This is a genomic window from Insolitispirillum peregrinum, assembly GCF_900156605.1.
GTDB classification, from domain to species: Bacteria; Pseudomonadota; Alphaproteobacteria; order Rhodospirillales; family Rhodospirillaceae; genus Insolitispirillum; species Insolitispirillum peregrinum.
This window is the reverse complement of sequence record NZ_FTOA01000003.1, coordinates 385,027-408,495: the sequence shown is the minus strand read 5'-3', so window position 1 is coordinate 408,495 and position 23,469 is coordinate 385,027. Positions and strand designations below refer to the sequence as shown.

Here is a 23,469-nt window from a genome sequence, read left to right as displayed (position 1 = left end):
CCTGCCATGACAGCGCGCCACGTTTTAAAGGCCACAGCCCTGTTGCTGCTGGCCTATACCCTGACCTTTGCCGTTGGAGCGTGGTTCGGCCACGCCATCGCCGCCGAGCCGTTCCCCACCGGGCAATCGTCACGCTGGGTGCGCGAGGTGGCTCCGGCGTCTCCGCTGGATGCCGACAAGCCTGCCAAGCCCGCCGATGATGCCATCACCTGGGCCGCCAGGGGCGAGCAGACCTGTATCAAGTGTCACGATACCGTCACCGATCGCACCATTATGAAGACAGCCCACGGGGTGAAGGACGACCCGACCTCGCCGATGGCCAACCATGCCTGCGAAAGCTGCCACGGCCCCAGCGACGAGCACAACAACGCCCGTCCGCCAAAGGGCGAAAAACGGCCGCCGGTCGATGTGTCGTTCAAGGAACCGCTGGCCTCGCCGGTTGACAAGCGCAACGAGGTCTGCCGGTCGTGCCATCTGGGCGAAGAACATATCAACTGGCCCGGCTCCAAGCACCAGCAGGCCGATGTCGCCTGTACCGATTGCCACACCCTGCACACCACGCAGGACCCGGTGATGGACAAGATGACCCAGCCGGAAGTCTGTTTCAGTTGCCATGCCCAGCAGCGCGGCGAAGCGCAGGCGTTCAGCCATCACCCGATCAAGGAAGGCAAGGTCAGTTGTTCCGACTGCCACGCCGTCCACGGCTCGGGCGGGCCGTCGCTGCTGACCGAAATGACCACCAACGAAACCTGCTACACCTGTCATGCCGAACAGCGCGGTCCGTTCATCTGGGAACACGAGCCGGTGCGCGACGACTGCATGACCTGCCACACGCCGCATGGCTCGACCCAGAAACACCTGTTGACCATGCGCGATCCGTTCCTGTGCATGACCTGCCACCAGACCAGCCGCAACAGCCATGATGCCCTGTTGTCCGGGGGCAACCAGTTGCCCGGCGGCAGCGGTGTCGGCAGCTACAACATGCTGCTGTCCAGCGGGTGCAGCAACTGTCACTCCAAGGTGCACGGCTCCAGTGCGCCATCGGGCGGGATGTTGACGCATTAGAGCATTTTCAAGTTGACCGTCTCCGGTCAACGGCTCGGAAAATGCGGCATGAAAAATGGAGAGCGTTTTCGCTCAGTGTGAAAACGCTCTAGCCTCACCACCTTCGGCCTGATCCCGGCGCAACGGGGTCAGGCCAGGACGGAGATACCTCCATGATCACCTCTATCTCACTCCGCCGGGGATTGGCCCGCTGGAGCAAAGGCTGGGTGTTGCTGGCGTCAACCTGCCTGACACCCCTTGCCGCCGGTCCGGCGTCTGCCGATGATTTCGGACTGGATGAACCGGCTGCCGAGGGCAGCGCCGCCGACAGCAGCAAGGAAAAGCCGGAGTCCGACAAGCCGGTCACCGTCAACGAAGCCGGGATGGCCGTTGGCTATCAGCAGGGCAGTTCCGGGATGTATGGCCGCTTCTCCGGCTCGGACAAGGCCGGGATGGTGTCCAAAGGCTGGGTCCATCTGGAAGACCGGACGGTCAAAAAGGATGATGGCACCTTCTTTGTCACCTTTGACGCCCGCAACATCGACCTCGGCTCGCACGAGCTGCTGGAAGACGGCGAAGCCCGCCTGAAGATGGGTCAGCAAGGCACATGGACCGCCAGGCTGAACTATCAGGGCACGCCCTATATCGAAACCGACAACTACCACACCCTGTTCCGCAGCGATGGCTCGTTGCAGAACGGCCTTGCCGCCAAGTCGATCAACACCACCTCGACCAATGCCGCCGGGATTGCGCGGGCCTCGCAATATCTGGCCGTCGAACAGGTCGGCACCCGCCGCGACCGGGTTGACGGCTCGTTTTCCTACAAGGGCATCGCCAACTGGAATTTCACCACCAAGATTGACCATGAACACAAGCAGGGCACCAAAAGCAACTCGTTCATGTTCATCAACAACAACTACTTTGCCGCCTTCCTCGAACCGGTTCAGTACGATACCGACCGCATCAGCGCAACCGCCGCCTATACCCGCAAGCTGTTTCAGGCACAACTGAGCTACGTCTTTTCCAGCTTTACCAACACCCAGCAGCAATGGGTCGGTTCCAGTCCATTCATCGGCACCACCCGGGCCAACTACACTGGCTCGCAGTACTCATTACCGCCCAGCAACACTGAACATATGCTGAAGGGCGAAGCCGGTCTGAACGTTGGGACCTATGGCCGCCTGAACCTGAACACCCGTGTCAGTGCCCAGATACAGAACGAGTCCTATACCGCCCGCTATTACGAAGCCGGAACCTCGCGCGTTGACGGCACCCATTACGATGGCCTGATCCAGAACCATTTCGCCAATCTGGTCTACAGTGACCGGCTGGCCAATGACTGGACGGTCAAGGCTGCCTACACCGTTGATCACCGCGACAACAACTCGCCATCCTATACCCTGTCGCCGTCCTATCGCGGTGATACCGGCACCGCCACCTGGAACGGGTCGGGCGGGATCAAGACCGTAACCCCCTATTCTTTCCTGAACCAGTCCGCCGAGCTGGAAAGCGGCTATCGCCTGACCAAAGATACCCGCCTGTCCGGGACATTTACCCATACCGACAAGCAACGCGAATACTCGGTTACCAACCGCAACACCGAAGACCGGGGTGAACTGAAAGTACGCTCGGCGTTCGGCAAGGATGTCTCGGCAGATTTCAGCGTTGGTCGGGCGTTCCGCGATGCGCAGGATTACAACGGCAATCTGGCCTGGAATTACGTCGGCCGCACCACCACCGCCGAGCGGGAGTTGTCGCATTACAACTACACCGACCGCTTGCAGGATCAGGTCAAGGGCAGCGTCACCTGGGCCATCCAACCCGAACTGTCGCTGACCGGATCGGTCAGCTATACCGACAACAATTACCCTGATGTGGTCTATGGCGTGACCAAGGACCACTTTCTGGTCAGCAGCATTGATGTTGGCTATACCCCGGTCAGCGGGATCAATACCCACCTGTTCTACAGCTATCAGGAAGTCGGCAGTGCGCTGGAAATCAATTCCAGCTCGGCCAACACGGGTGTGGACTGGAAACTGCAAACTTCGGACGATATCCACACCGTTGGCACTGGCATCGAGTGGCAGTTCAACCCGAAGGTGAAGCTCAGTCTGGATGACTCGCTGTCCTTTGCCCGCACCACCTATGGCATCACCAGCCGCCAGCGCAACACCGCCTCTCCGACGGCGACCAACACCGGCACCGATCTGCCCGATACCCTGACCATCCAGAACTCGCTGCGCCTGAGCGGGGAGTACGAGGTCGAAGACGGCATCACCCTCGGTCTGACCGGGCAGTGGGAACACCTGATGTCGAAGGATTATCTGAATGTGCAGGAAGCCGCCTCGACCAGCAACACCACCAGCCAGACCGTTCTGATCAGCGGAACAGGCGACCCCAGCTATGACGTCGGCGTCCTGATGGCAACAGCCAAAATCAAGTGGTGATCCGGCGGTATCAGGCTGCAACGCCAGAGTATTGCCTGCGAAAAAGTCCCCCTCCCATCATCATCTGACATTGCAAGCCCTCTGGAGATAAATCCGGAGGGCTTTTTTTTCTCCACCAACAGACGCTTTTTATATGGTGGCATTCAGCCTTCAGTATTTGACTTTTTCATATACACGCTGATTATCAGAGGATCGGCATCGGTCTTCTCCCCCCTTCAACAAAAGCGGCCTCCGCGCAAATGAGCTTCCCTGCCCCCCCACGCTTCACAGGCTCAAATCCCTTATCCCTCCGACGCGCCGTCCTGCTCGCAACCTTGCTGCTGGCGATCCTGAGCTGTTTTGCCTTTTTTCTGGCGGCAACACAGATCGTCAGCCACTCGCTGCAGGATGAGGCGGTCGAAAACCTGCGTTCAACCACCTTGCAGGCCCGCGACCGGGTGGAACGGCAGCTCAGGACCCATTTTCGCGATGCGGCGGCGGCGGCCATCTTTCTTCAGCGCAGTGACCTGTCCCCCGACGTGATCGCCACCACCCTGACCCTGTTCAGAAACGCCTTTCAGGAACAACCGTGGATATCGGTCACCTCGCCGGATGGCATTATCCGCCATGCCAACCCGAAATTCCTCGAAGGTGCCTCGGTGGTGCAGCGGCCCTGGTTCAAGGGCGCCCAGTCGGTTCCCTATATGGGGGCCGCACAGGATGCCGAACAACGCAGCGTCTCGCCCATTGCCGGCCAGAACATGCCGCTGATCGATTTTGCCTTTCCCCTGCGCACCCCGGAGCAGACTCTTGCCGGGGTCTTTTCGGTTCATCTCGGCTGGGCGTGGGCCAATGATGCGCTGCGGCCCTTTGAAAACAACGGTCGCTACACCATTCTGATCGTCGACAGCGAGGGGCAAATCATTCAGGGGCCGCATGACCGGCTGGGCAGCCTGTTATCCCACAGCCTGCCTGCTCAGGATGGCACGCTCTGGGAAAGCCCGGGCGGCATCCTGTCCGCCATCGCCCACGCTCCCCCCGCCCAGCACCAACCCGGCCTACGATGGTCAGTGGTCCTCGAAGCCCAAAAAGCCGACATTTTCGCCCTGATCAGCCCGTTGCAAAAAGCCCTGTTCATGGTCTCGGGTGGTATCATCCTGTTGGCAATCATTGCCGCCATCCTGCTGGCCCGCTATCTGGCACGTCCGATCGAAATGCTGGAAAGCGCGATCCGCGATGGCCAGGACATTCCCCCCTGCAGCCAGTTCCGGGAAACGGCGTCGCTGTCACGCTCGTTTGCCGACCTGCTGTCCCGCCTGCACTCGGAACGCAATGCCATCGAGACGCTGGTGCAGCAACGGACCGCCGAGTTGCAGGACCTGTTGCGCACGGTTGATGCCCATTCGATCATCAGCATGACCGATGCCAGCGGCACCATCGCCTATTGCAATGACCAGTTCTGCCAGAGCAGTGGCTATGACCGGACCGAGCTGTTGGGGCAATCCCACCGTCTGCTCAAGTCCGGCCGCCATTCTCCCCAGTTCTATCAGGATTTGTGGGAGTCCCTGCTGCAGGGCAAAATCTGGCAGGGCGTTCTGTGCAACAAGAGCAAGACTGGCCAGTTGTACTGGTTGCAGACCACCATCTGTCCGACCCATTCCGATGATACCACCGGCATCCGCTACATCTCGATTCACACCGACATCACCCGCATGATGGAAGCGCAACGGCAGCTGGAAATCTTCCGCCGGATCATCGAGGCCACCGACGAAGGTGTCAGCATCCTCGATAGCAACGGGCGTTATCTGTACGGCAACCCGGCGCGGGAACGGATGACCGGCTTCACCAATGACGATCTCGGCAATAACACGATCAGTTGGGTGTGGACTGACGACACCGAGCCACTGCATCGGGAAATTTGTTCTGCGCTGGCGCGCGGGCAATCGTGGCGGGGTCTGTTGCCGGTACGCCGGAAAGACGGCAGTTCGTTCATCTCTGCCAGCAATCTGGGGGTGATCACCGAAGAACACAGCGGTGCCCAGTTCATCTTCAATGTGTTTCAGGACCATACACAGGAACTGGCCCGGACGCGCGCACTGGAAGAGGCCCATCACCACGCCGTCGAAGCCAGCAAGGCCAAGAGCACCTTCCTGTCCAACATGAGCCACGAACTACGCACCCCGCTGAACGCCATCCTTGGCTTTGCCCAGTTGATGCTCAGCAACCCCAAAGTCCCCGTCACCGACCTGCAGCGCAGGCAATTGAACTACATCCTGAAGGGTGGGGAGCATTTGTTGAGCCTGATCAACGAAGTCCTTGATCTGGCAAAGATCGAAGCAGGCAAAATGTCGCTGTCGGTCGAACCAACCGCCCTGGGAACCGTGGTGCAGGAAGCTCTGGTGCTGGCCTCCCGCTACATCGAAAATGCTGCGGTGACCGTTGACTGTCAGGATCCGGCCACCATGCCCTGCATCATGGCCGACCCCACCCGCGCCAAACAGGTGGTGGTGAACCTGTTGTCCAATGCCGCCAAGTATAACCGCCCCAACGGAATCATCCGCCTGTTCGGCGAATACCATGACAGCCACTATCGTCTGGTGATCGAAGACTGCGGCTTTGGCATTCCGGCCGAAAAGCAGGCGCAGTTGTTCCAGCCGTTCTCCCGGCTGGGCGCAGAACTGTCCGACATCGAAGGTACTGGCGTCGGCCTGGCCCTCAGCAAGACCTTGATGGAAATCATGCATGGCCAGATTGGTTTCAACAGCATTGCCGGTCAGGGCAGCCGGTTCTGGCTGGAATTCCAGTTGCCCACCCAGCCTGACACAACCAGCGCCCCCAGCCTGCTCCCCGGTGCAGATCTCAGCCAGCATGCCATTGATGCCGACGGGCTGACCCTGTACATCGAAGACAATCCGGCCAACATCGCCTTGATGGAACTGATGTTCAGTGAATTTACACGCCTGTCGCTTGCCGTAGCGCAGACAGGCGCAGCAGGCCTGGAGATGGCGGAAAGGCTGCGCCCGGCCCTGATCATTCTGGATATCAACCTGCCGGACATGTCGGGGCTGGAGGTGCTGACCCGCCTGAAACAGCGCCCCGACCTGTGCCGCATCCCGGTGATCGTCCTGACCGCCGATGCCACCCCGCAGACCCGCCAGCGGGCAGAGATGGCAGGCTGTTCTGCGTTCCTGTCCAAGCCGGTCAACCTGTCAGAGCTGACCGCACGGATTCAAAGTCTGGTGAAGCAGGCGGAAAAAAGCCCCGCCTGAAGCAACAGGCGGAGCTTGTCCCGGTCAAGGCTGACAGGGTTTATTCCGCCGCAGCGGCCGTAATGCTGCGCGGCAGGTTCAGGCGGTCCCAGATTTCGCCCATCGCGGCGCACAGGTGATCCATGTCCGCATCTTCGTGCAGCGGCGTCGGGGTGATGCGCAGACGTTCGGTGCCAACCGGGACGGTCGGGTAGTTGATCGGCTGCACATAAACACCGTGGCGGTTCAGCAGGTCGTCCGATGCCTGCTTGCACAGGGCGGCATTGCCGACGTGGACCGGCACGATGTGGCTGACCGACGGCAGGACCGGAATGTTCAGCGCCTGCAGGCGGGCTTTCAGCGTTGCCGCCCGTTCCTGATGACGGATGCGCAGCTCGTTGTGCTCACGCAGATAGCGCACGCTCTCCAGCGCCCCGGCGGCAATGGTCGGCGGCAACGAAGTGGTGAAGATGAACCCTGCACCATAGCTGCGAATGAAGTCGATCAGGTTATGCGAAGCGGCAACATAGCCACCGATCACCCCGATCGCCTTGCCCATCGTCGCCTGCAGGATGGTCACCCGTTCCCGCACGCCATCGCGTTCCGCCACCCCTGATCCGTATTCACCGTACATGCCGACGGCATGGACTTCGTCGAGGAAGGTCATCGCGTTGTGATGTTCGGCAACCTCGATGATCTTTTCCAGCGGGGCGATGTCGCCATCCATCGAATAGACGCTTTCAAACACCACCAGCTTGGGCGTATCGCGGTCGTACTGCGACAGGCGGCGGTGCAGGTCGTTGTAATCGTTGTGCTTCCAGATTTCCTTCGGGGCGCGCGAATGGCGCACACCTTCGATCATCGAGTTGTGGTTGAGTTCATCAGAGAACATCACCAGCCCGGGGATTTTGCTGCCCAGGGTCATCAGGGCGGTCATGTTGGCCACATACCCCGAGGTGAACAGCAGGGCCGCGTCCTTGTTGTGCCACGAGGCCAGTTCCTGCTCCAGCAGGACGTGGTAATGGTTGGTCCCCGAGATATTACGAGTGCCGCCAGCGCCCGCGCCACAGGAGTCCAGAGCGACCTTCATCGCCTCAAGCACCTGCGGGTGCATGCCCATGCCGAGGTAATCGTTGTTGCACCAGATGGCGACGTCCTGAACCGACCCGTCTGCGGTGTAGTTTTTCGCTTTCGGAAAGCTGCCAACCACCCGTTCCAGATCGGCAAACACACGGTAATTGCCACCTTTGTGCAGGTCTTCCAGGCGCGCGGCAAAGAAGTCCTCGTAATTCATCGCTAACATTCCTTCAACAGGCGGGGCAACCACACCACGTTGTCGCCCCCTTGCCCCAGGCGTTCCCCACAGCACGCCGACCGCAACACGCCCTCAACAGGATCATGTCCGGCATGATGGCTTATCCTAATAGTCAGGGTGCAGAGAAACAAGAACCTCTGCACCCCATCGCCCAATATAGGCAGACTTTTCCTGAGGCTTTCCCCGCATGAAAAGGCACGAAAGAAAAGGCGTCATTATCAATTGGCAATTTGCGCGGCAATCATCCCGTAGACCCGTTCCATCAAACCAAAGGCCTGCCCGGCATCTGCCAGCAGGGCAACGGTTTCCGGCGGCAACACCACATCCCCCAGACCATCATCGGCTGGCTGAACCTGCAAGCCCTGATACAGTTCCTCAAGGCGGGCCGGAATATTGTCGATCTGGTCCCCTTGACCATCGACCAGCGCCTTGTACATCAGCAGCAAGGACATGGCGGTGGCCGACAGGCTGGTCAGGCGCGAGATTTCCCGGCTGAGGCGCATCTTTTGCTTCGAGTCGAGATCAGTGCCCTGCCCGGCAACAATGCTGTCGCGGGTCCGTTCAATCACCGACAGGACCGATGAAAAGGCATGGTCAAAAAAAGCCGTATCCGCGGTACTCTGAGACATTACAGGCACACTCTCCGTTTGGCACCAATCGCGTTGGATCCGAATCAGACGGTTGGTGCCATGCTGTTGTTTCGCCGCATCGGTTTTGGCAAATCGCGGTGCCACTGTGGCATCACATTCCCCCGCAAACAATCCGGTAAAATCCCTATGCCCCCAGCTTTGTTCCCCCCTGTTATGCGCAGCGGCGTCCTGGCCGCCCTCCTGCTGGCCGGTTCCCTGACCGTCGCCCGCGCCGAAGATGCTCCCGTCCCTCCCGCATGGCAAAGTCCACACGCCCGGTCTCATCCGTTGGTCGGCAGGATTCTGGACACCGCCAGCAAGCGCTGGATTTCACCTGCCGAGCTGCAACACCGCCTTTATCTCAGCCGCTGGGTTCTGTTGGGGGAACAACACGACAATCCTGACCACCATGCGCTACAGGCCGCCTTGCTGGCCGGGCTGATCAGCGATGGCCGCCGTCCGGCGGTCGCCGTTGAAATGATCGGCCCGGCCCAGAGCGAAGCGCTGGCACAGGTCCTGTCCGATGCCAGCCAGTCGGCCACGCCGCAGGGCTACACCGACGCTCTCGGGCAGGCGGTCGGCTGGGAACAGCGCCAGTGGCCGCAGTGGAGCTGGTACCGGCCGATTTTCCACGCCGCCCTTGCCGCCCGTCTGGAAATTCTGCCCGCCAATCTGGAACGGGAGCAGTTGCGCGTCGCAGGTTCGGACACCTCCATCCCCCTGCCCGAACCGGTTCTGGCCGCCCAGACCGAAGCGGTGGTCAATGGTCATTGCGGGCTGATCGCGCCCGAACAGGCCCTGCCGATGGTGCGGATGCAGGTGGCACGCGATCAGGCCATGGCCGACGCCTTGCTGACCGCCGACCGGCACAGCGGCCATGGCGGGGTGCTGATTGCCGGAGCAGGCCACGTCCGCCGGGACAGCGCCGTTCCCCGCCTGCTGCCCGCAGGTCAGAGCGTCAGTGTGGCGATGGTCGAGGTGCAGGATGACCAGACCTCGGTCGAGTCCCTTGACACTGGCGACTACGACTATCTGCTGTTCACCCCGCGCGCCGACCGCGAAGACCCCTGTCAGGCGTTGCAGCAAAAACTGCAGGGCAAAAGCGCCCGTTGAGCTGACCACAAAAAAGCCCATGGACCACCATCACGGGGTCCATGGGCTTTTTTCATGCAGAGGTGACACCCGAGGTTACAGGCATCGTCCCGTCAGCGTTACTTCAGCGTTTCCAGATAGGCGATCAACGCCTTGCGGTCGGCTTCGGAGCTGAGGCCGGCAAAGGCCATCTTGGTCTTCGGCGCCAGCGCCTTGGGGTTGGTCACCCACGCTTCCAGATGTTCCGGCGTCCAGGTTCCGCCCACCGCCTTCAGATCGTCGGAGTAAGCGAAGTCTGCATGACCCGCCACCGGCGCACCCACGATGCCGAACAGATTCGGGCCGACCTTGTTCGGCGCACCCTGTTCCAGCGTGTGGCAGGCGGCGCACTTTTTGGCCACCGTCGCACCCGCCGTCACCGGATCAACCGGAGCCGCGGCAACGGTTTCAGTCTTTGCCGGGGCGGCATCGGCGGCATACATCGACGCCACCGGCTCGTTGTTCTGCGGGAAATAGCGCAACGAGATCACATGCGCCATCAGCGGCAGCCAGACCGCCAGAAAGGCGGCGCAGAAAATTTTGAAAACCTTCATCTTACCCTCAGAGAACTTTTCCTATCATGGCAGAGCCAGCACAAACCGTAGGGGCATATCCTCAGGACGTGTCAACTGAGCCCTTGGTGCCCCCTTTCTCTCTTGACCGGGGAACATCAGGGCCCAACATAACCAGGACAAAAGGCACTTATGCCTGTAACAGGGGAGGACTGCACCATGAGCGAAGCGGTTGGGCTCCGCGCTCCACGGATATATAACCTATTCCCCCCGTTAACCGGAAGCATTCCAGATTGGTCTCGCCATATTCTGCGGGTGCGAGACATGGGCTTTAACTGGATCTATATCAACCCTTTTCATTATCCGGGTTTTTCCGGCAGCCTGTACGCGGTGAAAGATTACTATCGGCTCAACCCCATGCTGCGTGGGCCAGCTTATGCCAGTGATGATGACCTGCTGCGTGGTTTCATTGAAAGCGCAGGATCACACGGCCTGTCGGTGATCATGGACCTGGTGATCAACCATACCTCGCGCGACAGCACATTGGTACACGAACATCCTGACTGGTTCCAGAGGGATCCTGACGGAAATCTGGTCAGCCCCTGCGCCAGCCACCCCGATGACCCGGACAAACGGACCGTCTGGGGCGATCTGGCAGCGCTGGATTACCACCCTCGCCCCCAGCGGGCGGCACTGGTGGGATATTTTTGTTCCGTCGTTCGCCACTATGCCCGGCTGGGCATGCGCGCCTTTCGCTGTGATGCGGCACACCGCATTCCGGCGGATGTCTGGCTGGCGATCATGGCCGCCGCCCATCAGGAGAACCCCGACATCCTGTTCTTTGCCGAAACCCTTGGCTGCACCCCGGACGAGGTCGAAGCCCTGCGTCCGGCGCGCTTTGATTACCTGTTCAATTCATCGAAATGGTGGGATGGCGAAGCGCCCTGGCTGTTGGATCATTACGAACAGTTCCGTGATCTGGCACCATCGGTTTCCTTCCCCGAAAGCCATGATACGGCACGACTCGCCGCCGAAACCGAAGCGTCCGGCGTCAGCTCGGTCAAGCTGATCGCCGAAGTCCAGCGCTATCGCTATCTGTTTTCCGCCATGTTCTCCAGCGCGGTGATGATGCCGATGGGCTATGAGTTCGGCTTCACCCGCCCGATGAACGTCGTCACCAGCAGGCCGGAACAGTGGGAAAACGCCCGTTTCGACATTTCTCCCTATGTCGCCGAGGTCAACCGCCTGAAAGCCAGCCTGAGCGTCCTCAACCGCGAAGGCCCCCAGCAGAGGCTCGCCAGCCCCAGCGGAGCCTATGCCCTGCTGCGGCGGAACAACCACGGGGCGGAATGGGTGCTGACGGTGATCAATCCCCCGCACAACGGCACCGCCTGTCTGGCGCTGGACCGCGACCCGATCGGTCGCCGGGCGGCCTGCGGCATTGATGTCACCCCGGCGTTTCCAGCCGGAGGCAGCACCGCTGATCTGGCGGTACTGGTTCTGCGTGGGGGGGAAATCCGGGTGTTTACCGGCACAACGGAGCCAGAGGAGCCTCTGGCCGACCTATGAGTCCTTGGGCTTTTTGGTGGTTTTGGGAGTGGTGGTTGAAACCTTTTTGGTCTTCTGCCGCTCTTCCTGCCGCTTTTTGATGTCCTGCCGACGCTCGCGGCTGGCTTTCAGCTTGGCCAGATCGCGCTGGATTTCTTCGCGTGTGGTAGCAGCATTCGGCCCGGTCAGTGCCGCCTGAATCGGCAGGCCATCGGGTGTTACCGCCTGCCCTTGCTGGTTTTCCGTTGCCCCCTTGGGCGGGGCCGGACCGACCACCTGGAACGGCATGTTGACGGTCGCCGCCTTGCCATCGGGATCATGGACCGTTACGAACAGCCGATAGTCCCCCGGCAGGGTCGGAGCATCAAACAGGGCAATGGTGCCGGGGAAGGTTTCAACCTGAATCGCCATTTCCGGCGGAACCGCTTCGGCATCCCCGCCTTTTTGCAGGTCGGTGGCTTCATTCATCAGGCGGAAGTCCAGCTTGATCGGGTCACCGTCGGGATCGAGAATCGACAGGCCGACAGTGATCGGATCACCGGGGCTGTAGACCTCGGCAGCGATGCCTGCGCCATTGATTTCCGGGGCACGATTGTTCGGCTGCTTGCCGTTCCACAGCTCGGTCAGGGTATCGACGGCCCCCAGCGGCGAGCCATCGGGCAACAACAGGCCATGCCAGGTGGATGTCTGTTCCTGCTTGGCCCCCCACATGAAGGCAATGCTGCCCAGAACGTTGGGCTGGGACTCGAGGAACGGCAGGGCCTTGTGGAAGAAAATGGCCTTCTGGGTGCTCGACGGCTCGACCGGAGCCCCCCACGCCGTCCGCCCGGCCTGCCACTGGCCCAGCGCGCCGACTTCGGTGGCGATGATCGGCTTGACGATCCCGGCCTTTTGCACCCGCTCGGGCAGGGTGAACACCGCCCCGGCATAGACGTTGATCCCCAGCAGGTCCACCGCAGCACAGCACCCCGCCAGCTTTTGCAGGCGACTGTCCTCGGTATCGGCCACCACCATCATTGTCGGATGGTTGGGGTCGATCTTTTTCACCATTTCGGCAACACGATTGACCTGTTTCCATACCGGCAGCGGGTCGGCCACGTCGGTTTCAACTTCGTTACCCACCCCCCAGGCCAGCAGCGCCGGGTGATCCTTGTAGCGGGTGACGAACTCGCTGATCCGCCGGTCCTGCGCCTCGACAGCCGTCTGGTTCTGGTAAGAAAAGCCGAGGCGGGGATGTTCCATCCACAGCCCCATGATCACCTTCAGGCCGTATTTCTGCGCCTCGTCCAGCACCCACACGTCCGGCTCGCCATAGGTGCGAACGACCGTCGTGCCGGTGTTGCGCAGCTTTTCCAGCGATGCCGCACCGTTGCCGACCGCCACCCCGCGCATGGGAATGATGCGGCCCTGATCAACCAGCGCCCATTGCCCGTTCACCTTCTGCACCACCACCTGCCCCGCCTGAGCAGGCACGGGGGCCAGCGCCGCCAGAGATGTACCAATGGTCAGGGCCAGGGCCGACAGGATTTGTGTGAGCCGTCGGCTCTGGATACGAAAGGGCATGGGGGCGGTGTCTCGTCGCTGTGGAAACTGCGAAAGCGGCTTATTCACGATACCCATAAACTGTAGCACGCTTCCCCGGAAACGAAAGTCCACCAAAAGGCCCGTTTCCACACTTGAAGAGGGGAGAGAATGGCACTATTAAAAGGGTACTGATTTGGTACGCTTTTCCTGGAGACGCTCTTATAAGCCATCCAGAGCGTTTCCACGACACGCCTGTCCCGCTCTTTGCTCCCAAGGGGGTACGCCGATGTTCCGCATCAACAAGCTCACCGATTACGCCGTCGCGCTGCTGGTCGACATGGCCCGCACCGGCTGCGTCCGTTCGGCGCAGCAGATTGCGTCCGATACCGGCGTCCCCCTGCCGACCGTTGCCAAGATCATGAAGCTGCTGGCCAAGGACGGGCTGGTGCAGTCGATCCGTGGGGCGGCTGGTGGCTATGGGCTGGGACGCGCCCCGCGCGAGATCACCGTTGCCCACATGATTCAGGCCATCGAAGGCCCGATCGCCCTGACCTCGTGCGTCGAGACCTCGCCCGATGAAGAGTGCGGCATCGAGGCCCTGTGCCCGATGCATGGTCACTGGAACCGGGTCAACAACGCCGTCCACCGCGCCCTGTCCGAAGTCACCCTGGCCGACATGGCACAGGACAGGCCGCTTTTTGTCGTACCGGCATCCGCCTGAAGGTTTGTCGTACCGGCATCCGCCTGAAGGTTTGTCGTACCGGCATCCGCCTGAGGGTTTACTGAATTTTCTGTCTGGAACACAAGATCGTGCGGTCAGCAAGACCGTCGCCGCTAGCGAAAGAAGGACCTCCGTCATGGTGGCCACCGAAAGCACCATCCAAACCGTCAAGGATATCGAGCGTTATAAATACGGTTTCGAGACGGACATCGAATCCGACCGCGCGCCCAAGGGCCTGAGCGAAGACATCGTACGCTTCATCTCGGCCAAAAAGGAAGAGCCGGAATGGATGCTCGAATGGCGCCTGAAAGCCTATCGCCACTGGCTGACGATGGAAGAACCGCAGTGGGCCAGTCTGCACTATCCGCCGATCGACTATCAGGACAGCTATTATTATGCCGCCCCCAAGCGGCGGGAAGATGGCCCGAAGAGCCTCGACGAAGTGGACCCCGAGCTTCTCGCCACCTATGAAAAGCTGGGCATCCCGCTGAAGGAACAGGAAGCGCTGGCAGGTGTGGCCGTCGATGCGGTGTTCGACAGCGTGTCGGTTGCCACCACCTATAAAAAGAAGCTCAACGATCTGGGCGTGATCTTCTGCTCGATCTCCGAGGCGATCCGCGAACACCCCGAGCTGGTGCAGAAGTACCTTGGCTCGGTGGTGCCGCAGGCGGACAACTTCTTTTCCTGCCTGAACTCGGCGGTGTTCACCGATGGCAGCTTTGTCTACATCCCCAAGGGCCTGCGCTGCCCGATGGAGCTGTCGACCTATTTCCGCATCAACGAAAAGAACACCGGGCAGTTTGAACGCACCCTGATCATCGCCGACGAGGGCGCCTATGTGTCCTATCTGGAAGGCTGCACCGCCCCGCAGCGCGATGAAAACCAGTTGCACGCCGCCGTCGTCGAACTGGTGACGCTGGACGATGCCGAAATCAAGTACTCGACGGTGCAGAACTGGTATCCCGGCGACGAAAACGGCAAGGGGGGCATCTATAACTTTGTCACCAAACGCGCCGCCTGCCGTGGCCGCAATTCCAAGGTGATGTGGACCCAGGTCGAAACCGGCTCGGCAATCACCTGGAAATACCCCTCCTGCATCCTGCAGGGCGACGGCTCGGTCGGGGAATTCTATTCGGTCGCCATCACCAACAACCGCCAGCAGGCCGATACCGGCACCAAGATGATCCATCTGGGCAAGAACACCCGCTCGAAGATCATCTCCAAGGGCATTTCCGCCGGTCGCTCGGAACAGACCTATCGCGGACAGGTGCGCATCGCCGCCAAGGCCAGCGGCGCCCGCAATTTCACCCAGTGCGACAGCCTGTTGATCGGCGATCAGTGCGGTGCCCACACCGTGCCCTATATCGAAAGCCGCAACCCGTCGGCCCGCACCGAACACGAAGCAACCGCCAGCCGGATTTCCGACGATCAACTGTTCTACTGCATGCAGCGCGGCCTGTCGGCCGAAGAAGCGGTGGGCCTGATCGTCAACGGGTTCTGCAAGGAAGTCCTGCAAACCCTGCCGATGGAATTCGCCGTTGAGGCGCAGAAACTGGTCAACATTTCCCTCGAAGGCAGCGTTGGTTAACGCAACGGAACAGTCGGGAACAAAAGGTACTCAAACGATGGCTCTGATCGAGATTCAAAACCTGCATGCCTCCGTTGATGGCAAAGAAATCCTGAAGGGTGTTGATCTGGTAATCGAACCCGGCACCGTCCACGCCCTGATGGGGCCGAACGGCACCGGAAAATCCACCCTGTCGAACATCATCTCCGGCCGTCCGGGCTATCAGGTGACCGAAGGCCGCATCCTGCTCAACGGCGAGGACATCGCCGACATGGAACCCGACCAGCGGGCCAATGCCGGGATTTTCCTTGCCTTCCAGTACCCGGTGGAAATCCCCGGCGTTGCCAGCTCGACCTTCCTCAAGGCCGCCATCAATGCCAAGCGCCGCTTTCAGGGGCTGGGCGAAATCGACGCGATGGAATTCCTGAAGCTGGTCAAAGGCAAGGCCAAGGAACTGGGCATCCGCGACGACATGTTGAAGCGGCCGGTCAACGTCGGCTTCTCGGGCGGGGAAAAGAAGCGCGCCGACATTCTCCAGATGGCCCTGCTGCAGCCGCAGTTTGCCATCCTCGACGAAACCGACTCCGGGCTGGACATTGACGCCCTGCGTGTGGTGTCCGAAGGCGTCAACAGCCTGCGCACCGCCGACCGCTCGTTCCTGGTGATCACCCACTATCAGCGCCTGCTGAGCTACATCGTGCCGGACGTGGTGCATGTGTTCGCCGGTGGCAAGATCGTCCGCTCCGGTGGCCCGGAGCTGGCCGAAGAGCTGGAAGCCAAGGGCTATGCCGATTACGTCAGCGCCGCCTGATCGCCGGATAAGGAAGGAAGAACCGCCGATGTCCGTCGTTCTGTCTGAAATTCCCGTGGTGACGGCCGCCACCGGCCTGTCGCCGGTGCTGCCCGGTGGTCATCTGCCGTGGCTGACCGGTCTGCGTCAGGCGGCACTGGCTGCCTTTCAGCAGCAGGGCCTGCCCCATCGCCGCACCGAAGCCTTCAAGTACAGCTTTGCCGCCCTTGGGGTGGTGGGCAAACTCGACTTCGTGCCCGCCCTGATCGCCGGTGATGCCACGCTGGAAGCCCTGCCCGCCGCGCTGCCCGCCTTTGACGGCCACAAGGTGGTGCTGCTCAACGGCTCCTATGCCCCGCACCTGTCTGACCGCGCCGCCCTGCCTGCCGGGGTTGAGGTGCAGCCGCTGGCCAGCCTGCTCGCCCGTCAGCCCGAACGGCTGGAAGGCCTGCTGGGCAGTCTGGTGCAGTATGACGAACAGCCGTTTGCCGCGCTGGCCAGTGGTCTGGTTGATGATGGCGTGGTGGTCCTGCTGGAGGCCGGAACGGTCATTGACCGCCCCTTGCACATCGTTTCGATCACCCTGACCCCGGGCGACGCGCCGGTGATGGCCCAGCCCCGCCTGCTGATCAAGGCCGGAGCGGGCAGCACCGCCACCATTCTGGAAAGCCATGTCGCGCTGGGCGAAACCGAAACCCTGTCGCTGCCGGTGGCCGAAATTCTGGTCGAGCCCAACGCCCGCCTGACTCACGTCAAGGTTCGCAACGACACCGCCAGGGCCCTGCATGTTGCCAGCCGCACGGTCAAGGTGCTGGCCGGTGGGATTTATCAGGCGTTTGCCCTGTCGCTCGGTGGTGCGGTTGCCCGTGATGACATCGCCGTCGAACTGGCGGGCGAACAGGCCGAAGCCCATCTGAACGGGGCCTATGCCGCCCGTGACTACCAGCACATGGACACCACCATCCACATGGATCACGCCGTCCCCAATGGCCGCTCGTCGCAGGTCTACAAGGGCGTTCTGGCCGACCATGGCCGCGGAGTCTTTCAGGGCAAGGTCACCGTCCGCAAGGGGGCGCAGCACACCGACGGTCAGCAGTTGCACAAAGCCCTGCTGCTGTCGGAAAGCGCCGAGGTTGACGTCAAGCCCGAGCTGAAGATTTACGCCGATGACGTGACCTGTTCGCACGGGGCCGCCTGTGGCGAGCTGGATGACGAGGCACTGTTCTATCTGCGCGCCCGCGGTCTGGACGAAGCCACCGCCCGCGACCTGCTGATCGAGGGGTTCCTTGATGACGTGGTCGAACAGGTGGAAAACGACGCCATTCGCACCGTGCTGGCCGGACTGGTGCGAGCATGGCTGGATGCACGGCAAGAGGTGGCATGATGGGTATCGCAGTGTCTGACAGCCTTCGTTCCGATCTCGCAACGACAGTCTTTGATGTCGAAGCGGTGCGCCGCGATTTTCCGATCCTGACCTCGCAGGTTCACGGCAAGCGGCTGGCCTATCTTGACTCTGGTGCGTCGGCGCAAAAGCCGCTGGCGGTGCTGGATGCCATGCGCAACGCCTATGAACACGAATATGCCAACGTCCATCGTGGGGCTTATTGGCTGTCGGAAACGGCAACCCAGAACTACGAAGCCGCCCGCAGCAAGGTGCGTGCCTTCATCAATGCCGCCGATGACTGCGAGGTGATCTTTACCCGTGGCGCGACCGAAGCCATCAATCTGGTGGCGCAAACCTACGCCCGCAGTTTGCTGAAGCCCGGTGACGAGATCATCATTTCGGCTCTGGAACATCATTCCAACATCGTCCCGTGGCAGATGGTCCGCGATGACAAGGGGCTGGTGCTGAAGGTGGTGCCGATCACCGACGACGGCCGCTTTGACATGGAGGCCTTCGAGGCGCTGTTGACCGATCGCACCAGACTGGTCGCCATCGCCCATGTCTCCAACGTGCTGGGCACCGTGCTGCCGGTGGCGGAAATCGCCGCCAAGGCCCATGCTGCCGGGGCCATTGTGCTGGTCGATGGCTGTCAGGGGATTGTCCATCGTCCGGTCGATGTGCAGGCTCTGGGCTGCGACTTTTACGCCTTTTCCGGGCACAAGCTGTATGGCCCGACCGGCATCGGCATCCTGTGGGGCCGCGAAGCTCTGCTTGACCGCATGCCGCCGTGGATGGGCGGGGGCGACATGATCTCGTCGGTGACCTTCGAAGCCTCGGAATGGGCCGCCCTGCCCGCCAAGTTCGAAGCCGGAACCCCGGCCATCGTGCAGGCCATCGGTCTGGGGGCCGCCGTTGATTATGTGCGGTCGATCAACCATGCCGCCGCGCTGGAGCACGAGGAAGCGTTGCTGGCCTATGCCATCGACGGCATGCAGGCCATCGACGGACTGACCCTGCACGGCACCGCACCGGGGAAAAGCGGCATCATCGCCTTTTCGATGAGCTATGCCCATCCCCACGACATTGCCACCGTCCTCGACCGGGCGGGCGTCGCCATTCGCGCCGGGCACCATTGCTGCCAGCCGCTGATGGACCGCTGTGGCGTCCCGGCGATGGCCCGGGCCAGCTTTGGCGTTTACACCAACAAGGATGACATCGACCAGTTGTTGAAGGCGCTGCACACCGTGCAGACGCTGTTCGCCTGATCGCTGTCGCATGATCTTTGCGTAAAAAGGAACCCTTGTATCATGACCATGCGCCCCCCGATGTATGTCTATGATGCTCCGCCGCCGCCCTCGTCTGAAGACGCCATTGGCCGGGCCGGTGAGCCGCTGTGGCCCGGGGCCGAAATCGCCACCCACGAGGCTCTGGTCGAGGCCCTGCAGACGGTCTATGACCCGGAAATTCCGGTCAACATCTATGATCTGGGTCTGATCTATGACCTGACGATCAGCGACAACGGTACCGTTGCCGCGCTGATGACCCTGACCGCCCCCGCCTGCCCGGTCGCAGGTGAGCTGCCACAGCAGGTCGCCAACACCTTGTCGCTGGTCAAGGGCACCGGCGAAGTCACCGTCACCCTGACCTGGGATCCGCCGTGGACCCCGGAACGGATGACCGAAGTCGCCCGCGTGGCGCTGGACATGTTCTAGTTGTGAACCCACAGTACACGACAGCAGGAAAGCAATAATGGGCTACCGTCCATACCTGTTTGGGTGCGATGCCCCCAAACCCCCGTTTTTTCTTTGAATTTCAATAAATGGGGTCCGGGGCCTCAAGGCCCCGGCGAGGTGTGGAGCAGCGCTCCGCGTCCCTGTCATCTCGCTGTCGTGTAGTGTAACGCTGAAGGATAGGTCATCATGGCCACCACCCCCGCCATTCCGCCCAAGCCCCTGACCCTGACCGACGCAGCCGCCGAGCGGGTCAAAAGCCTGATCGCCCGTTCGGACACGCCGGTTCTCGGTCTGCGCGTCGGGGTCAAGACCCGTGGTTGCTCTGGCATGAGCTACACGGTCGAGTACGTCACTGAAGAACGCCCGTTTGAAGACGTGGTGGAAGACAAGGGCGTCCGCCTGTACATTGACCCGATGGCACTGATGTTCATCATCGGCGCGGAGATGGACTATCAGGACGACAAGATGCAGTCAGGGTTTGTGTTCAACAACCCCAACGCCACCGCGCACTGTGGCTGCGGCGAGAGCTTCAGCGTTGACAAGTCGGTGGCCCAGCCCTGACAGCCTTACTCCTCACAGGGCGAGCGTTCAATGCAATCGCCCTGTGACGGTTCCTCGCAATCCGGGCCGGGGCAACCGAGGTTGCTTTGCAGCTTCAGCAGCACCGCGTGGCATTGCGCCAGCTCGGCCTCCGGGATGTCGCGGAAAATACCGCCCTTGATGTCGGCGGAAATGCGGTTGATTTCTTCCAGCAGCGGCAGGGCCGTCTGCGTCAGGTGAATCATCTTGCCCCGGCGATCATGCGGCGACGGCAGGCGGGCAATCAGGTCCAGCTTTTCCAGCCCGTCCAGCAGGCGCACCAGCGTCGGGCCTTCGATACCGATTTCACTGGCCAGCTCGCACTGCATCAGGGGGCGCTCAACCGCCGCCAGATGGTACAGTGTCACCCACTTGGCCTGCGTCAGCCCCATCGCCGACAAACGGGTATCCATTTTGGTCCGCCAGCCACGGGCAATCCGGGTCAGAGCCAGGCCAATCTGGTCTGTGATGGTAATGGCGTCGGGGCAGTCTGGTCTGTCAGGCAAAGACACGGGGGATGTCCTGTTTGTCAAAACTCTGCGCTTTGGGCATACAAGCCCCAGAGGCACAGTGGGCGGGAAAGACATGAAAAGGCGACTTCAGCCCTAAAGATACTCTTTTCCCACCGCAGGCAACAGGGGAAAGGCACCATATCAGCCTTTCCTAAAACCCCAAATTCCCCATGGCCTTATGCTCTTTTCAAGCCAACCGGGCCTTGGCCGCTTTCAGACGTGATGCTCCGCTGACCACCAGAATGCCAGCCAGCACCAATCCGGCCCCGGCAAGGAAGGACGGTTCAATGCTCTCGCCCAGAAACCAGCCCCCGGCCAGAACCCCGCACAGCGGCGTCAGGAACGAGAACACCCCCAGCCGCGAGGCCAGATAGTGTCGCAGCATCCAGAACCACATCAGAAAACTGACGAACGACACGATCACCGCCTGAAAGAACAGGGTTCCCATGCTGACAGGAGTCCAGTGGATGGCCCCCTGCCCCAGCAGCAGAGCCGTCGGCACCAGCAGCACGCAGGCCACCACCAGCTGATACAGCAGCGTCTGAGCCGCAGGCAGCGATGATAGACGGGTGGTGCGAATAACAGCCGTCGTCATCCCCCACGACAGGCCAGCCAGCACCGACAGGAAATCCCCCCACATCATCGCGGCACTATCAGCACTGTTCCCGGTCGACGGGCGGAGCAGAAACGCACAGATGATCCCTCCAAAGGCCAGCAACACCCCACCCCACTGCAACGGCATCAACCGTTCGGCAGGCAGTTTCCAGTGCAACCCCAAGGCGGCAAAAATCGGCCCGGTGTACAGGAACACCACCACATGCCCGGCCGAGGTAAAGCGCAGTGCTTCGCCCAGCAGGACAAACTCCACCCCGAACAACAGGCCAATCGCCAGTGCCCCACCCCATGGCATCTGCGGCGCCAGCAACCGCTCCCCGCGCAGCTTGAGCAAGCCAGCCACCAGCAAGGCGGCAATCCCCGAGCGCAGGCCGATCATCATCATCGGCGAAATGTCTGCCGCCGCCATTTTCAGGGTGATCTGCTGCATGCCCCAGGTCACCGCCAGCAGCAGCATCAAACCAATGGCCAGACCATCAAGGGGTTTGCGGGTATCCATGGAACGCTCCACCGGCAGAAAGATCACAGGCCAGACTCTTACTCCTTGTCTGATATCCGGCATATAGCGAATATATGACAACAGATAGCGTCAAACTGTCAGAGGCCGCCATGCCCGCCCATTCGCACCATCCGCCGTTTGACCACCAGCTCCCCAGCCCGATCTATTTCCGCAGCGCCCACATGCCCGCCGGAGCAACCTACCCCCACCACGCCCATCCGTGGGGGGAGTTTGTCTATTCCTTTAGCGGGGTGATGGAGGTCAAGGTGGGCAGCCGCCACTATCTGGCACCACAGCAATATGCCATCTGGCTGCCACCCGGATTGGCCCATCAGGGGCTGAACCGCCATCAGGCGTGTCATTGCTCGCTGTATGTCGTCGCTGAACACTGCGATGAACTGCCACGGGGTGTCTGCGCGCTGACCGTTTCCCCCTTGCTGCGCGCCTTGCTGGAACACCTGCACCAGTCGCCACCAGCCCTGCCGTTTACCGCTGAAGACCAGCGACTGTTACAGGTGGTGGTCGATCAAATCCGACAGGCAGAGTGCGCAGGCAGCTTTCTGCCGACCTCGGAAGACCCGCTGCTGGGGCATATTCTACAGACTCTCGATGACCACCCCGGCGATACCCGCTCGCTGGCGGAATGGGCGCACCAGCTCGGCACCTCGGAACGGACCCTGATGCGCTATTGCCTGCGGGACTTGGGGATGTCGTTTGCCGACTGGCGGCAACGGCGGCGGGTGATCGCCGCCATGCGGGCACTGGAGCAAGGCGAGACGGTGGAAAAGATCGCCCGCGATCTGAACTATCGCAGCGCCTCGGCCTTTATCGCCATGTTCCGCCGCCAGATGGGGATTACCCCCGATGAGTACCGCAAGGGGGCGGGATGAGAGCCTGCCCCCTTGCGGTACTCATCAGAACAAAGAAAAAACCCCGTCCAGCCTGCACTGAACGGGGTCTTTTTTATTCTGATTATTCCGGCCGAACGGCGGCGATCACCTGCCCCTGATGCGGGCAATCAACCGACACCAGATCCAGAATAGCCTCGCAGTGGCTTTCCGGCAGCGGCAGCGTCTCGGGGTCTTCGCCGGGGAAGGCGCTGGCCCGCATGCGGGTACGGGTCCGGCCCGGATCGTACAGGTTGGCGCGGATGTTGGTCTTCCCCAGTTCCAGCGCCCAGGTCTGCACCATCATTTCCAGCCCGGCCTTGGAAACGGCATAAGCCCCCCAATAGGCGCGCGGCTCGTGGCCAACCGAGGAGGTGACAAACACCGCCCGCCCGGCATCGGACTGTTCCAGCAGCGGCCCCATGTAGCGGATCAACTGCCAGTTGGCGGTGAGGTTGGTGTCCAGAACATCCTGCCAGTGCTTTGGCTTGATGTGGCCCATCGGCCCCATGGTCCCCAGCGTTCCGGCATTGCCGACCAGAATGTCGATCTTGCCAAAACGCTGGTACAGGGCCGCTGCAATCTGGTCGATTTTCTCTTCCTTGCGCAGGTCTTCGGGGACCAGCACCAGAGTCCCGCGCCCATCGGCGCGGACCTCATCGTCCAGTTCCTCCAGCGCACCCTGCGTGCGGGCCAGCGCGATCACCGTCGCGCCTTCCTGACAGAACCGCTTGGCCAGCGCGCGACCAATGCCGCGCGAGGCCCCGGTAATCAGGGCAATCCGCCCTTCCAGACGACCAGTCAT

20 protein-coding genes are annotated in these 23,469 nt (G+C 61.4%); 13 read left to right on the top strand and 7 right to left on the bottom strand.

All coding sequences use genetic code 11. The features are described from left to right. The first annotated feature begins 6 nt into the window (after nucleotides 1-6). The 3 genes from BW995_RS09590 (at nucleotide 7) to BW995_RS09580 (ending at nucleotide 6,739) form a co-directional block, all read left to right on the top strand. Nucleotides 7-1,065 carry a DmsE family decaheme c-type cytochrome gene (locus BW995_RS09590; RefSeq protein ID WP_076400004.1) on the top strand — a complete coding sequence of 353 codons (1,059 nt, stop codon included), beginning with the start codon at nucleotides 7-9 and terminating at the stop codon, nucleotides 1,063-1,065. Between the two features lie 152 nt (nucleotides 1,066-1,217). After that, a complete protein-coding gene (locus BW995_RS09585) occupies nucleotides 1,218-3,491 on the top strand; it encodes an MtrB/PioB family decaheme-associated outer membrane protein (protein ID WP_076400003.1) in 2,274 nt (757 codons plus the stop codon). A 314-nt stretch (nucleotides 3,492-3,805) separates the two neighbouring features. Continuing rightward, nucleotides 3,806-6,739: a PAS domain S-box protein gene (locus tag BW995_RS09580; RefSeq protein WP_076400001.1), complete on the top strand. Its 2,934-nt coding sequence runs from the start codon at nucleotides 3,806-3,808 to the stop codon at nucleotides 6,737-6,739. A gap of 40 nt (nucleotides 6,740-6,779) precedes the next feature. Here BW995_RS09580 and hemA read toward each other — a convergent pair whose 3' ends face one another. Next, entirely contained in the window at nucleotides 6,780-8,012 is a 1,233-nt protein-coding gene (hemA, locus tag BW995_RS09575; RefSeq protein WP_076399999.1) for a 5-aminolevulinate synthase, read from the bottom strand. 239 nt (nucleotides 8,013-8,251) lie between these two features. Beyond that, on the bottom strand, nucleotides 8,252-8,662 hold the full coding sequence (locus BW995_RS09570) for a hypothetical protein (RefSeq protein WP_076399997.1): 411 nt from the start codon (nucleotides 8,660-8,662) through the stop codon (nucleotides 8,252-8,254). Between the two features lie 174 nt (nucleotides 8,663-8,836). Between BW995_RS09570 and BW995_RS09565 the strand changes: the two genes are divergently transcribed. Then, complete coding sequence (locus BW995_RS09565) at nucleotides 8,837-9,775, top strand: ChaN family lipoprotein (protein ID WP_175617032.1); 939 nt, start codon at nucleotides 8,837-8,839, stop codon at nucleotides 9,773-9,775. Between the two features lie 98 nt (nucleotides 9,776-9,873). Here the strand turns inward: BW995_RS09565 and BW995_RS09560 are convergent, their stop codons facing one another. Next, nucleotides 9,874-10,347 (bottom strand): c-type cytochrome, encoded by a 474-nt coding sequence (locus BW995_RS09560; RefSeq protein ID WP_076399995.1) that lies wholly within the window; start codon nucleotides 10,345-10,347, stop codon nucleotides 9,874-9,876. Between the two features lie 150 nt (nucleotides 10,348-10,497). Between BW995_RS09560 and BW995_RS09555 the strand changes: the two genes are divergently transcribed. Then, nucleotides 10,498-11,874: an alpha-amylase family glycosyl hydrolase gene (locus BW995_RS09555; RefSeq protein ID WP_322099118.1), complete on the top strand. Its 1,377-nt coding sequence runs from the start codon at nucleotides 10,498-10,500 to the stop codon at nucleotides 11,872-11,874. On the opposite strand, the gene BW995_RS09550 is transcribed toward BW995_RS09555, so the two are convergent. Next, nucleotides 11,869-13,416, bottom strand: a complete 1,548-nt coding sequence (locus BW995_RS09550; RefSeq protein WP_076399991.1) for a glycoside hydrolase family 2 TIM barrel-domain containing protein — start codon at nucleotides 13,414-13,416, stop codon at nucleotides 11,869-11,871. The two genes, BW995_RS09555 and BW995_RS09550, sit on opposite strands and share 6 nt — an antisense overlap. A 247-nt stretch (nucleotides 13,417-13,663) precedes the next feature. Between BW995_RS09550 and BW995_RS09545 the strand changes: the two genes are divergently transcribed. The 7 genes from BW995_RS09545 to BW995_RS09515 all read left to right on the top strand — a co-directional run bounded on the left by BW995_RS09545 (nucleotide 13,664) and on the right by BW995_RS09515 (nucleotide 20,133). Further along, nucleotides 13,664-14,098, top strand: a complete 435-nt coding sequence (locus BW995_RS09545) for an SUF system Fe-S cluster assembly regulator (protein ID WP_076399989.1) — start codon at nucleotides 13,664-13,666, stop codon at nucleotides 14,096-14,098. 136 nt (nucleotides 14,099-14,234) lie between these two features. After that, nucleotides 14,235-15,686: a Fe-S cluster assembly protein SufB gene (gene sufB / locus BW995_RS09540; RefSeq protein ID WP_076399987.1), complete on the top strand. Its 1,452-nt coding sequence runs from the start codon at nucleotides 14,235-14,237 to the stop codon at nucleotides 15,684-15,686. A 37-nt stretch (nucleotides 15,687-15,723) separates the two neighbouring features. Further along, nucleotides 15,724-16,476 carry a Fe-S cluster assembly ATPase SufC gene (gene sufC, locus BW995_RS09535; RefSeq protein ID WP_076399985.1) on the top strand — a complete coding sequence of 251 codons (753 nt, stop codon included), beginning with the start codon at nucleotides 15,724-15,726 and terminating at the stop codon, nucleotides 16,474-16,476. 28 nt (nucleotides 16,477-16,504) lie between these two features. After that, nucleotides 16,505-17,839, top strand: a complete 1,335-nt coding sequence (gene sufD / locus BW995_RS09530; RefSeq protein WP_076399983.1) for a Fe-S cluster assembly protein SufD — start codon at nucleotides 16,505-16,507, stop codon at nucleotides 17,837-17,839. Beyond that, the gene (locus BW995_RS09525; RefSeq protein WP_456152097.1) at nucleotides 17,836-19,104 is read left to right on the top strand and encodes a cysteine desulfurase; all 1,269 of its coding nucleotides are present in this window, start codon (nucleotides 17,836-17,838) and stop codon (nucleotides 19,102-19,104) included. Before sufD ends, BW995_RS09525 begins: the two co-directional genes overlap by 4 nt. Nucleotides 19,105-19,146: 42 nt before the next feature. Continuing rightward, the gene (locus BW995_RS09520) at nucleotides 19,147-19,551 is read left to right on the top strand and encodes a DUF59 domain-containing protein (protein ID WP_322099117.1); all 405 of its coding nucleotides are present in this window, start codon (nucleotides 19,147-19,149) and stop codon (nucleotides 19,549-19,551) included. Between the two features lie 207 nt (nucleotides 19,552-19,758). After that, entirely contained in the window at nucleotides 19,759-20,133 is a 375-nt protein-coding gene (locus BW995_RS09515; protein ID WP_076399980.1) for a HesB/IscA family protein, read from the top strand. Between the two features lie 5 nt (nucleotides 20,134-20,138). Here the strand turns inward: BW995_RS09515 and BW995_RS09510 are convergent, their stop codons facing one another. Beyond that, entirely contained in the window at nucleotides 20,139-20,663 is a 525-nt protein-coding gene (locus BW995_RS09510) for a MarR family transcriptional regulator (RefSeq protein WP_076399979.1), read from the bottom strand. A gap of 187 nt (nucleotides 20,664-20,850) precedes the next feature. After that, nucleotides 20,851-21,777: a DMT family transporter gene (locus BW995_RS09505; protein WP_076400431.1), complete on the bottom strand. Its 927-nt coding sequence runs from the start codon at nucleotides 21,775-21,777 to the stop codon at nucleotides 20,851-20,853. Nucleotides 21,778-21,851: 74 nt separating this feature from the next. On the opposite strand from BW995_RS09505, the gene BW995_RS09500 reads away from it, so the two are divergent. Further along, entirely contained in the window at nucleotides 21,852-22,667 is an 816-nt protein-coding gene (locus BW995_RS09500; RefSeq protein ID WP_245821377.1) for an AraC family transcriptional regulator, read from the top strand. Nucleotides 22,668-22,749: 82 nt separating this feature from the next. Here BW995_RS09500 and BW995_RS09495 read toward each other — a convergent pair whose 3' ends face one another. Further along, entirely contained in the window at nucleotides 22,750-23,469 is a 720-nt protein-coding gene (locus tag BW995_RS09495; RefSeq protein WP_076399975.1) for an SDR family NAD(P)-dependent oxidoreductase, read from the bottom strand.

Excerpts from the sequence above, each read along its gene's own strand:
- BW995_RS09590 (WP_076400004.1), top strand. The coding sequence starts at position 7 with ATGACAGCGCGCCACGTTTTAAAGGCCACAGCCCTGTTGCTGCTGGCC.
- BW995_RS09585 (WP_076400003.1), top strand. The coding sequence starts at position 1,218 with ATGATCACCTCTATCTCACTCCGCCGGGGATTGGCCCGCTGGAGCAAA.
- hemA (WP_076399999.1), bottom strand. The coding sequence starts at position 8,012 with ATGAATTACGAGGACTTCTTTGCCGCGCGCCTGGAAGACCTGCACAAA.
- BW995_RS09570 (WP_076399997.1), bottom strand. The coding sequence starts at position 8,662 with ATGTCTCAGAGTACCGCGGATACGGCTTTTTTTGACCATGCCTTTTCA.
- BW995_RS09565 (WP_175617032.1), top strand. The coding sequence starts at position 8,837 with ATGCGCAGCGGCGTCCTGGCCGCCCTCCTGCTGGCCGGTTCCCTGACC.
- BW995_RS09560 (WP_076399995.1), bottom strand. The coding sequence starts at position 10,347 with ATGAAGGTTTTCAAAATTTTCTGCGCCGCCTTTCTGGCGGTCTGGCTG.
- BW995_RS09555 (WP_322099118.1), top strand. The coding sequence starts at position 10,498 with ATGCCTGTAACAGGGGAGGACTGCACCATGAGCGAAGCGGTTGGGCTC.
- BW995_RS09550 (WP_076399991.1), bottom strand. The coding sequence starts at position 13,416 with ATGCCCTTTCGTATCCAGAGCCGACGGCTCACACAAATCCTGTCGGCC.
- BW995_RS09545 (WP_076399989.1), top strand. The coding sequence starts at position 13,664 with ATGTTCCGCATCAACAAGCTCACCGATTACGCCGTCGCGCTGCTGGTC.
- sufB (WP_076399987.1), top strand. The coding sequence starts at position 14,235 with ATGGTGGCCACCGAAAGCACCATCCAAACCGTCAAGGATATCGAGCGT.
- sufC (WP_076399985.1), top strand. The coding sequence starts at position 15,724 with ATGGCTCTGATCGAGATTCAAAACCTGCATGCCTCCGTTGATGGCAAA.
- sufD (WP_076399983.1), top strand. The coding sequence starts at position 16,505 with ATGTCCGTCGTTCTGTCTGAAATTCCCGTGGTGACGGCCGCCACCGGC.
- BW995_RS09525 (WP_456152097.1), top strand. The coding sequence starts at position 17,836 with ATGATGGGTATCGCAGTGTCTGACAGCCTTCGTTCCGATCTCGCAACG.
- BW995_RS09520 (WP_322099117.1), top strand. The coding sequence starts at position 19,147 with ATGACCATGCGCCCCCCGATGTATGTCTATGATGCTCCGCCGCCGCCC.
- BW995_RS09515 (WP_076399980.1), top strand. The coding sequence starts at position 19,759 with ATGGCCACCACCCCCGCCATTCCGCCCAAGCCCCTGACCCTGACCGAC.
- BW995_RS09505 (WP_076400431.1), bottom strand. The coding sequence starts at position 21,777 with ATGGATACCCGCAAACCCCTTGATGGTCTGGCCATTGGTTTGATGCTG.
- BW995_RS09500 (WP_245821377.1), top strand. The coding sequence starts at position 21,852 with ATGACAACAGATAGCGTCAAACTGTCAGAGGCCGCCATGCCCGCCCAT.
- BW995_RS09495 (WP_076399975.1), bottom strand. The coding sequence starts at position 23,469 with ATGACTGGTCGTCTGGAAGGGCGGATTGCCCTGATTACCGGGGCCTCG.